Consider the following 10,546-nt stretch of genomic DNA (forward strand, 5'->3'; position numbering starts at 1 on the left):
CAGTCGACGACTGGATTGAATCCGGTTTAAGTATCCGTAGATATAGAGTTTGAGCAGTATGGCGGGGTGATAGGCGGGACGTCCAGTTTTAAGGGGAGTTACCCCAGCAAATCCTAATTGTCCTAGATCGAGCTGATCGACAAATACATCAACGACTCGAACTGGGTTGTCATCAGTAACATAGTCTTCCAGTTGCTCAGGAAATAGAGTGGCCTGAGTTCGGTCTGTACTTTGAATGAAGCGTTTCATCTGCTCTCCCGGTGGGTTTGGCCGTGAGCTTATTTTACCAGATGTTACGTTTTTACACAGTCTGGGTCGGTGGTTGACGATCACTGGCGGTCTCTGAATGACTGCTTTCACTATTGATCGGCCATTCAACCCGAATTCGTGATCGTCGGTTTTTGGCCGAACTACGTCATTCGTGAAAGACCGAGTTCGACCCTTTACAGTCCATCACCCCTCATAAGCAATCTACGACGGCTTTGATACATTTAGCCGACTTTCGTAAGTTATCATTGTCAATGTCACTGCGGCTTGTTATGTTATTCGATAATTTCATGCATTTGACACAAATCCATAATCGAACTGCCCCTATCAGTTCAGCGACATTTTGCCTTAGGAAGCGTCATAGCCAGATTAAAGTGACTTTGACGATACCCGTTACCCACCCACCGATATGACAGATATTACATTTACTTCCGCCGATTACCCCGAGATTCGCCGTCGAGGCGCTTTACTGAATGCTAAGATTTTCAAAAAGCTCACTAGCGAAGATATCAAAACCTGTGGCCGCCATCTTGGGATATGGCACCAAAAAGCGTTGGTGATCAATAATGAAGACGAAATGGATTTATTTGCCGATTACGCTACTTACGGCTATCGCCCCCATGGCTTCAATATGGCCGAGAAATTCCTGCGCTTATTTCATAAAGAGGCAGACGATTTTGAACTTGAATTGCTTCGGCGTATGCGTTTTGCCCACTATGCGATTTATCAAGTCGAAGAAACGAACGGAACGGATACTCTTAAGGTCGTGGATGTGTTTAGTAAGGTTCAGTACAAGCTCATAGATCACCGATTGGCTAAGACCGCTTATCGAGGTTTGATCTTGGCCGGTTATCTGGTCGATTTTGATGAATTCTCCATCCAAACGGGCGGAACGGTGTTGGTGACGCGGGAGATTCTAGAGTCTGATGAAGTGATGCCTGTGATTGACAGTATTGATGACGATCAACTGGGCGATTTTTTGAGTAACCCGGTCAATGGCGCTAAGCTCGCAAAAGCGGTTGTTTCTGCGATCTTTAAGCTAGGACAAGCTTCAAGTTTCAGGCATAAGTAACTTTAGACAGAAAGCGCGCTTCTTGGTCAGCCGCTAGATCAGAAATTGCTCTCTAGCGGTCATTAGGATTTGAACAAAATCGGCCTCCAATTTTTTAACTAGTTCGCCTAAGGATTTGTATTAAATGGTTTTTTATATTTTATAATGAGTCTATCGCTAAAAAAATATTCAACGCCGGTTAACAACCCAAAGCTAACTCATTAATACCTTTTACTTTCGCCTCGTTATCGTATATAGAAAAACCAGACTACAATGCATACAATAATTATTAGTGCAATTAAAAAAGGGTCTACGGTATATGTCAGTAGATAAAAGGCAACAATTAACAGAAAAACATATCCTAAAACTTGACCCATTTGAACCTCAAAAGTTGGATGAAATCACTAATCTAATCTCGGTTGCGGATCAAAAATACAACATTTCAACCGAAATACAATTCGACTAAATACCTATAGGCTCTGTTGCGTTAAATTCATTTTTTAACTGGGCTTTTCTATACGTACCAATGCTTATAACCTCGAGTTATAGTGATACATTATGTAATGGCAGATCTAACGTCAAACTACGCTGTATTTTTATCAGAATGTAATTGTGAAAAACTGAGCTTACAGTCCGCTTCTGGCCGAACAGCGTAATTCGCAAAAGTTCGAGTTCGATCCGGAGGAGCCATCCAACCTAGACTTCCGAATGGCAACTAAAACAGCGAAAGCAGTCATCCGGTTTCAGCTATCCGACGGGCACTTCACTTCCGGCAAGGACTTGTAATCGGTCATAGTATTGTCCTCGTAGCGTGGGACTTTTAAGAGTTAGAATAACGGAGTCTGTCTATTCGCTATGAGTTCAAAGCTCACCCAGAGGAGATGTGGTTGCAGGTTACTTCGTAACGGTTGCCTGGGCATTTTGAACCTGGCTTAGGAGAGCGCATGGACGATCTGTATGCTGGGGTGGTCATTGGGTAGCAGGGCTTCGAGCTTGGACAAGCCCAGGGTTTAGTAGTCGATGGCCCGGCTGTAATCCTCGAGGCTGAACAGGGCCAAGGTTAAGTTATGTAATATGTCGATAACGACCCTGGGCAGCGAATCACCATAGACCTTCTTAGCCATCGCCAAGGCTTGGGTGCAGTATCTGGTAGTGGTTAGCATTTAACTGGCGCGAGCCACATTATATTCGTGTATAAAAAGTTGCAGGGCGATGTGGTGGAACTCGTTAGTTTGGGAAAAGGCCAACGATTTGCGAACAAACCGTGCCAAACGTTGCCGCAGGGTGTTGTTCCAGCGTTCGATATGGGCTGTTTGTCCGGTTTCCTTGCCGACCGATGGGTGGTTTTCCCCGAACACGCCTTGGTAGGCTTGCTAGAAGTCGCTGTAATTATGGGCGGCCCGGTAGGCTTCGGGGATGCCCGCCCAGAGCTGGCGGCAACTGTCCGCGCTCCGGGTCGCCCGCGAACCAGGACACGACCTGCCGGGTATGGCGGCAGGGCGTGACCCACACCCAGCAGGCACTGGCCTTGCATTGGACGAACGACCACAGCTCGTCCAGCACCAGAACGTCTTCTGGTTGGGCTGGCACCAAAGTGGTTGCTAGGGGCCGCAAATGTTGGGCTTTTTTTTAACCATGCGGCTACGGTCTGACGGGCAACCCCGAAGGTGCGCTCTAATCCGCGTAGGCTGGAACGCTCGTGGTAAGCCCTCAGAATTTCGGCTTTCCGTTCTTCGTTGTAGCCAACATAGGGAGCCAACGTACCGTAACAGCCGCAGGCATGGCAACGGAATTTTTGTTTGCCCGCCTTGGTTTTGCCATTGCGGGTCAGTTTGCTGCTACCGCAGCGGGTGCAGGTGTGGATCTCGGTTATCGTGCCGCCAATTTCACATAAAACAGTTAGACTTCAACCACTTCCGAAAAGATGTTTGCAAAATGACAAACCCTTGCCAAGCTTTTCCGTCGTTTTTATAAACTGATAGGTGGTGAGCTTGCCTAGTAAATCAAGTTCTTCGTCTTTTTTCACTATTTTTTCACTATATTTTAATTTGCAACCGAGTCAGTTCAAGTGTAAATACAGACCTAGATAATAATTTGTTATGCGGCACCGAACAATCTCACCGAAGTCGCGGAGGAATGTCGCCCGCCGTCTGCACGAAAGCAATGTTTCTTGGCCGTGAGCCGCATGGACCGCGATAGAAGAACGATCTGAGTGGTTCTCCACGGCCTAACGTATTATGGCGCAGCATGAAGCCTCAGAGGAGCTATCAATGGCACGTTGGACGAATGTTCTGGAGAATCAGTCGCAAACGAATATCTACTTCGATGAGCCGACAAATGCTTGCTGGTTCGCGACAGTGGACGGAGACATCCAGCAGTTTCGAGTACTCGGGCAAAAGTTCCGTCGCTTTGGTTCGGGTTGGCAGGATGCCGTCGCGGTTCTGCCGTCTACTGATGGATTGCACTTGTTTCTGGTCGTGTCCTACGGAGACATTTTGGTGGTGAAACGCGAGGATGGTGACCGCATACAGGCAAGTGTGCTTCTGTCAACAGGCGTAACTGTGGTTGCGGCGACACGGCTCCTGAACAATGATCTTCTGGTACTGGATGACGCAGGTCAGGTATACCGGGTCGTTTTCTCGGCGAGGACTTCTGATTTGTTTACGACCGTCGCCGGTGCAAAAATGCTGACTGCGGACGAAGCATCAGGCGAGTTGTTGCTGTGTGTTCCTGATTTGACTTCGCAGGTGTACCGGTTCAGCCTGAACGACGGAAGTTCGGTAAGTGAGCCATTCGATGTTGCGGCGAACGTTGTCGCGTTGTGTGTGCCGCCGCCGGGCAAAAACGGTGTTGTCGTTTGTGATGATATCGGCAATGTTTTCCTTGAGGACTGGTCGGGCGCAGTTGATCCTTTCACATTCAATATTCCAGATGGACGATCTCTGTCTTGCTGGCATTCTCTGGTGATTGCCGCGGCGAGTTCCTCGCTGACTCTCATCGAATGGGGGCAGGATGTCGAGCTTCTTCCCGTTTCGGCCGGGCCCGATCCGCTGGTGCCGGCTGGTTGGGCGCCGATCTTTGTGGATTACGCCAGTGCAGGATTGAACCACGAAGACGTTGAGTGGAGCGTCGATGAGGGACCATTGGCAGCAACCATTTCCGTTGCACGCCCGGTTAGCGGTAAATTTGAGCATCGCATAATTGCGGGTATCGGTACGCCGGAGTTTCACATCACGGCTCGCCTACGGTCTACAGCGAGTGTGGTTGCAACTCGCCAATTCCGTGTGGTTCGGGTGTGGCCGGATACCGAGGTTGGTCCGCCGCTGGCGACGATGGGGCCGCAGCGTGTGTATGCGCGTGGCGCCAAGTGGGGTGGAGGGCCGGTAGGCCCGCAGAACATCAGCACGCATCCGGCGCCGGAAAATTTACGGATCGCCGTCGCTGTGTTTCGTCTGCGGGATTCAAAGTCCAGTGTAAACGGTCTGCAGAGGGTAGCGGATTTAACGGCCGACGTAGATGGGCCCGGGCAGAGTGTCAGACGCTACTACGAGGAGGTCTCGTACCGCGCGACCCCTGTGTCGTCCAATCCGGCTCATCCAAAAGGGACGACGGTGACCTTACTTGGAGGGTCGGCATTCGGGCCCATTGATATTGATTACGCATGGGGCGATCTGTTTAAACCAACAAATCCGAAAAAACCGTGGGCGCCTTGGTATCCCAAGGCAGACACTTGGGACATTCTCGGCGGAGAGTTCTCCTCATTTCTCATCCGTCAGTCTCTGGTCGAGGTGGTTACAAAGAAGTCGGATTCATTTGTATTAACAGTTCTGCCTGGAACGGACGGCCCGTATGCGGTCGGCGATAAGGAGTGGCCTGCTCAGTGGACTTGGGGGTTTGCCGGCGATTCCCAAATCTACTGGAAGGGCAAGTCCTCTGCGACTTTTAAGCGGATTGCCTCGGTTGTTTTGCCCGCTGCTTTGCCGATGCGCCATCCGGAGCCCTGGCCCGCGGACGGATTTATGACCGCCATTGCTCATGAGCTCGGGCACAGCCTCGGACTTCCTGATCTGTACGGCGGGGTCGGGAACTTGGCCGAGCTTACCGACAGGTTCATGTATAACTGGGACCTTATGGCCAACGATGTGCCACTCCCTCACTTTTCATTGCCAAATCGGATGCAACTCGGCTGGATCCACCCGGACTGGATTGAAGTTTGCGATTTTGGGCAGAATCCGGCAGGGAGAACGGTATCGTTGCAGGCGATGGAGACGCTGACCCGATCAGGACCGCTAGCAGGACGGAAGGCCGGCATCGAAGTCCGAATTCGTGAAGGGTGGAACTACTACTTCGAGTTCCGGCAAATACAGGCGGGCGCGATCGGAGACCAGAAGCTGAACCCAAGCAACGTGATCGTAGGAACCGACTTGTACACCGCCCCGAGCGACAAAGCACTGCTGGAGTTCGAAGGTGTTCCGGGTGTGCGGCCGCCGATTCTACTCCTTCCAATGGACGTGGACGACGATGGTCCACTGCTCAACAAGGTGAATCAGGACTACAAAGAGAGTGATGTGACGAATCCGGACAGGATGAACGACTTCACCCTGACGCGCAAGGGGAATGCAATTTTTGGGGAAGCAGACCCGAACACAGTGGAAGTGCAGATCGACTATCAGGGCGCCTACCGGCCGGAGTTGCAGATCAGACCCGCACTTGGCAATGGTGACTTCAAGAGTCCGGACATTAACTTGGATGGTCCTGCTGGCCCGAACGTCGCGGTGAAGGGCAAAACGAACACGATCAAAATAAAGGTCCACAACCGGGGATCGAAGGCTGCGGATTCGGTGCAGGTCAAGGTGCAATGGTTACCGTTCACAACGGCTCCGGGGCCGTGGATGCCACTCACGACCCCGCCTGTTCAGGCCATACCGGCGCACGACGTTCGCGAGTTCATTGTGCAATGGACGCTGCCGCCTTCCGTACAGGTTGGTGGGATTGAGGCGGAGCATTTCTGTGTGCGTGCAGACGTTGACCGCTACATCGATCCGAAGGATCCGGCGGGCAGTGAAATTGTGGTGTACAACAATTGGGCTCAATCGAATTTCAGCACTGATGCGACTGGACACGGATCGCCTTCCGAGAGGAAGTCAACGGCTGTGAGTGCGACAAATCTCCTGCGGGTCCGTGTAATGCACAGGACATTGATCGAGCAGACCAGTGAATATTTCCGGACGTATGTCGATCACGCGTGGCGGCGTCTGGGCCCGAGGCAAACAGATGTAACTCAGGTATCTTACGAATCGCTTGCCGGTGATCCGCTGCATGACAGGGATTTCCAGATCGCGTTTCGGGAAGCCCAGGACCGAGGTCTCGTCAATGATTTGACCGCTCGAACTTTTGTCATGCCCGAGCGCGTCTTCTGCGGTCCTCAGGAGCGATGGGGAGTCCAGTTGCAGGTGCATGCAGGGCTGCGGACGTTCGTTCGAGAGATCAGTGCTCGCGGCGAACTCGTTTCCGGCCTGATCTTGGCCGGGGATGATGCGCGTCCGGAGGTTGTTACAGGTGGAAACGTGCGTCTTGTGGGCTACCCTATACGACGTCCCGAAGAGCAGATTATGACGGATGGTCAGGTGGATGCGATCGGCGAATTCAGGTTGATCATACCTTCGGAGTTGTTGTGGGACGCCTCACGAGAAACGGTCATGGTGACAGTCTTCTATCACGGAACGGCCCGGTTCATACCCTGCCGATCCCGCGAAGTCCCGTTGCGCGCAGGGTGATTGGCTGACCCGCGACAGCGTCGGGCGGAGCTGATTCCGCCACGGAGCCGGCAGATTGCTGAGCCTCAGGAAGCTGTCATTTGTTTGTCCGGGCACCGTATGGCTCTTGTAGGTCCATGTCATCAGCCTGGGTCGCTAGCAGACAATTAGAGGCGAATGATCAAATGCTGCATAACTGCATAACAAGGCAATCAACCTGCCGGCGTTATGCTGCTTATTACTTAGCACGATAAATTGCGATTGAGGGCATCGATAACCATATTTTTGCTCAGGAGGTTCTAATGATTAAGCAGAACAGCGAAGAAAAGGAACAGACTCTAGCGGAAGAACAAAAACAGCTTCAGGATTATAAGAATGAAACCAAAGAAAGAATGGCGAAATATGTTAGTGGCGGGCATGATACCATTGGGAATCCAATAAAAAATATCTTTATCAAAGGTGATGAGTTCGTTATCTATGAAATAGATGGGGCTTCCTCAATAGAGTCGATGAGAGTTTATATAAGAACAGAAAAGAAAGACGATATAATGTTGTTAAAGAATTACCAATCAATGCAAGATGAATTTAATAAGTTCAGGTCTGTGTTATATAAGACCAATGCTGATTCATCCTATAAATACAAGGCTGCTAATGCATTTGCAGTTGCTTTATCTGGCAACAAAGATGTGGAGAAAGCAAAAGAACTTCTTAAAGCAATCACAGAAGAAGCTCTTACTGAATATAAAGATACACAAAGCGGACGGCTCTGGTATTTGTGCGGTGCTGTGGTTGTTTCGGTGTTAACTGCTTTGACTAGCTTAGGTTTCTATGTTATGAGGACATCTGAGTTTGTGGCAACCAATCAAGGGCTAATGGTTTTCGTATATGCATCGGCATTCTCGGCATTTGGCGGACTCTTTTCTGTTTCCATTAAACTAAAGGAAATATTGATAGAAAAAGCATTAGAACATTTTAAGTATGCCATCTATGGAGCACAGCGCTTACTGTTTTCCATACTTGCTGGATTTGCGGTTGTTGTTTTAATTAAATCAAGAATTGTTTTTGCCGATTTAACATCAGGAAATGATAATTTATATGCATTATTGGCAATTTGCTACTTGGCAGGTTTTAGCGAAACCATTATTCCTAATGCGCTAAAAAAATTAGAAGGAATGACTAAAAATACGTAACCCGTGTAGTCCCATGGGGACTAAACCTTAGCCTAGCTTGTCACTCCAGCCGACCACTTTCCGCCAGGCTCCAAGTGTCGGCTGAGTTTTACGTTGAACGACAGCTTTCCGTTTTGCAGCCGCCATTTCGTTGAAATCCTTGAATGTCTCCGATTGGCCGAATTTCGTCAGTCAATCGACAGGCAAAAATCGCCCCAGAGTGTGTCAAAACGCAAAAATCGAAAATGCGGTGGAGCAAGCATGCTAAATACTGAGTATATAAATACTGAGCAAATGCTGAACATTGCGGAGCCATTCACTGAGAATGAGCTTATCTCGGACCGCTCAGTGGAGTAATTTCCTTATCTGGCAAGTTTGGTGATGAGTTTTTACACGGCCTGAACCCATTTTGCAGTCAATCAAATAAAACATTAGATAGTCCGTATTGTTTTGTCTGATATATATTTCTGAAACTGAGAATAACGCTTGGTATTATCCGCCGCGATGATGCAGTGGTCGGCGTGCGTGCTATTGTTATGTCGTGCGGTATGTAGAGATGGAAACTTCGCCCTCTAGTCATCACTGTTTTTTTCAACATCAACTAGGAAACTACCACGCAGCCAGTTTCTACCTAACAATAGATAATATTCCATAGTCAGACGGTCATTAAGGGTGAAGAGTATTGTTTTTTCTGAGTCGTGCCATTTCACCGTCAATGGAACCGTGTATCGCCGCTCTTTTCCTTCGGCTGTATTCACAGTCACAGATGAAGCTACTCGAGTGTTAATCTGTCTAGACTGGCCATTCTTGTTCACTATACGAAATGAAATCGGTTTGCCCTTTGGGTTTTCTTCTGAGGAATCAACATTTATATCCTCCGCATGTATGCTGCAAGTTTTGGCACCTGTATCCACACGAGCTTTGAAGCTGAGGTTCGCATCTACAATTTCAATCACTTCAGTTGCGCCAATAATTTGCTTTTGGTGTTGGTGTTGGTGTTGATGCTGAAAAAAGACACAGCCTGTAAGGACGGAAGTTAACAGAATGATTGAGAATACTTTTTGCATTGCCTGATTCAGTGATCGTCTCTTTGAAGGAGGTTTGTTTTATCCTACACCAATAATATCCTCCATCTAAGTGCTCATTCAAAAATAATCCGGCAAAATGCTAATCTGGGATTTTACCCTAGGAGGTTGTCATGAAACGAATAACGCCCCTGACAAAAGAAGAGCAAAGGACGCTACTTGATGCGGCCCGCTACGCGCCCGAATCACGTTTTCGGCAACGGGCCCATGCCGTTTATTTGGACGGAAAAGGTTACCGTATTAACCAGTTAGCCGATATTTTTGTGGTGGATAGAGATACCGTTTCGGTCTGGTTAGCAGCCTGGGAAGAAAGAGGATTGCTGGGACTGCGTGACCATGAGCGTCCAGGGCGGCCTCGCCGGATTAACGAAACGGAACTGGTAGAACTTGAAAGCGAGTTGGAGCAGGCCCCCCATCGAGCTCGGCTGTTGCCAGCGCGGCTTCATGAACGAACCGGAAAAACCGTAGCCTTTTCGACGATCAAGCGTTGGCTGAAAGAACGTCATTGGGTTTGGAAACGCTGCCGGCGAAGTCTCAAGACGAAACAAGATCCTATTGTGTAAAACAGCGTGCAATATTTACCAGTTTCAGCGTCCATTTTTGCCACCTTAGAAAATAAAGGTATTTATAGATCAATTAGATAATGATTTTAACTGGAAATCTTGACGCTGTTTGCTGGCAATTATTCGGCGCTGATTGACAAATAAGCGCATTATATCAATCTTAGGATAACCTGTGATCAAGTCAGAACTGGTGTCGGCATTAAGTGAGAAATTCCCCGAGCTTCAACATAGAGACGTGGAGCTGGCGGTGAATTGCATGTTGGGACAGATAACAGATTCATAAACTCAGGGGGAAAGGATCGAGATCAGAGGATTTGGCGGTTTTAGTCAACATTATCGTAAACCACGTACTGCCCGTAATCCCAAATCCGGTGAAACGATTAATTTACCCGCTAAGATGGCTATTCATTTTAAACCAGGCAAAGAGCTGAGGGACCGCGTGAATGTGATGCATAACACTTTCTCTTGAATCACCTAGCTAATTAAAGCCGTTGAAACGCATAAAGATCATTTAAATAATCGCATACTTTCCAACGGCTCATGAAAGAGAGTTACAGGTTGAAGTTAATCAGCTAAGCGAAAGGTTTAGATCTCCGTCTGCCCGTTTTAGGTTGATCGATTACCCGTTCCTCTCCACGACCAAAGGTTCTGCAAC

Annotated in this window: 8 protein-coding genes and 2 pseudogenes; 5 read left to right on the forward strand and 5 right to left on the reverse strand. The window is 48.8% G+C overall.

Annotated features, from left to right (window positions below; genetic code table 11):
- A partial coding sequence (locus EPO18_RS16915; RefSeq protein ID WP_292435342.1) for a transposase occupies positions 1-249 on the reverse strand: 249 nt, incomplete at its 3' end.
- A 427-nt stretch (positions 250-676) separates the two neighbouring features.
- Here EPO18_RS16915 and EPO18_RS16920 point away from each other — a divergent pair.
- Positions 677-1,339 carry a DUF7986 domain-containing protein gene (locus tag EPO18_RS16920; RefSeq protein ID WP_292435343.1) on the forward strand — a complete coding sequence of 221 codons (663 nt, stop codon included), beginning with the start codon at positions 677-679 and terminating at the stop codon, positions 1,337-1,339.
- A 989-nt stretch (positions 1,340-2,328) separates the two neighbouring features.
- Here EPO18_RS16920 and EPO18_RS16925 read toward each other — a convergent pair.
- From EPO18_RS16925 to EPO18_RS20835, 3 genes and pseudogenes are all read right to left on the reverse strand, one after another.
- Positions 2,329-2,481 carry a hypothetical protein gene (locus EPO18_RS16925; RefSeq protein ID WP_292435345.1) on the reverse strand — a complete coding sequence of 51 codons (153 nt, stop codon included), beginning with the start codon at positions 2,479-2,481 and terminating at the stop codon, positions 2,329-2,331.
- Positions 2,482-2,676 carry an IS1 family transposase gene (locus EPO18_RS20750; protein ID WP_363331523.1) on the reverse strand — a complete coding sequence of 65 codons (195 nt, stop codon included), beginning with the start codon at positions 2,674-2,676 and terminating at the stop codon, positions 2,482-2,484.
- Positions 2,677-3,125: 449 nt separating this feature from the next.
- Positions 3,126-3,203: pseudogene (locus EPO18_RS20835) on the reverse strand (hypothetical protein); the annotation flags it as partial.
- Between the two features lie 385 nt (positions 3,204-3,588).
- Between EPO18_RS20835 and EPO18_RS16935 the strand changes: the two are divergent.
- Positions 3,589-7,095 carry a metallopeptidase domain-containing protein gene (locus EPO18_RS16935; protein ID WP_292435348.1) on the forward strand — a complete coding sequence of 1,169 codons (3,507 nt, stop codon included), beginning with the start codon at positions 3,589-3,591 and terminating at the stop codon, positions 7,093-7,095.
- A gap of 281 nt (positions 7,096-7,376) precedes the next feature.
- Positions 7,377-8,264 (forward strand): hypothetical protein, encoded by an 888-nt coding sequence (locus EPO18_RS16940; RefSeq protein ID WP_292435350.1) that lies wholly within the window; start codon positions 7,377-7,379, stop codon positions 8,262-8,264.
- A 551-nt stretch (positions 8,265-8,815) separates the two neighbouring features.
- Here EPO18_RS16940 and EPO18_RS16945 read toward each other — a convergent pair.
- A complete protein-coding gene (locus EPO18_RS16945) occupies positions 8,816-9,310 on the reverse strand; it encodes a putative ATP-dependent zinc protease (protein WP_292435352.1) in 495 nt (164 codons plus the stop codon).
- 131 nt (positions 9,311-9,441) lie between these two features.
- Between EPO18_RS16945 and EPO18_RS16950 the strand changes: the two genes are divergently transcribed.
- Together EPO18_RS16950 and EPO18_RS16955 are read left to right on the forward strand one after the other, a co-directional pair.
- Complete coding sequence (locus EPO18_RS16950; protein WP_292435353.1) at positions 9,442-9,891, forward strand: helix-turn-helix domain-containing protein; 450 nt, start codon at positions 9,442-9,444, stop codon at positions 9,889-9,891.
- 172 nt (positions 9,892-10,063) lie between these two features.
- Positions 10,064-10,360, forward strand: a pseudogene (locus tag EPO18_RS16955) (integration host factor subunit beta).
- Positions 10,361-10,546: the final 186 nt, after the last annotated feature.

Source organism: Methylobacter sp., from assembly GCF_004322395.1.
GTDB lineage: Bacteria > Pseudomonadota > Gammaproteobacteria > Methylococcales > Methylomonadaceae > Methylobacter_A.

Coding starts and splice junctions, on each gene's coding strand:
- EPO18_RS16920 (WP_292435343.1), top strand. CDS start 677: ATGACAGATATTACATTTACTTCCGCCGATTACCCCGAGATTCGCCGT.
- EPO18_RS16925 (WP_292435345.1), bottom strand. CDS start 2,481: ATGCTAACCACTACCAGATACTGCACCCAAGCCTTGGCGATGGCTAAG.
- EPO18_RS16935 (WP_292435348.1), top strand. CDS start 3,589: ATGGCACGTTGGACGAATGTTCTGGAGAATCAGTCGCAAACGAATATC.
- EPO18_RS16940 (WP_292435350.1), top strand. CDS start 7,377: ATGATTAAGCAGAACAGCGAAGAAAAGGAACAGACTCTAGCGGAAGAA.
- EPO18_RS16945 (WP_292435352.1), bottom strand. CDS start 9,310: ATGCAAAAAGTATTCTCAATCATTCTGTTAACTTCCGTCCTTACAGGC.
- EPO18_RS16950 (WP_292435353.1), top strand. CDS start 9,442: ATGAAACGAATAACGCCCCTGACAAAAGAAGAGCAAAGGACGCTACTT.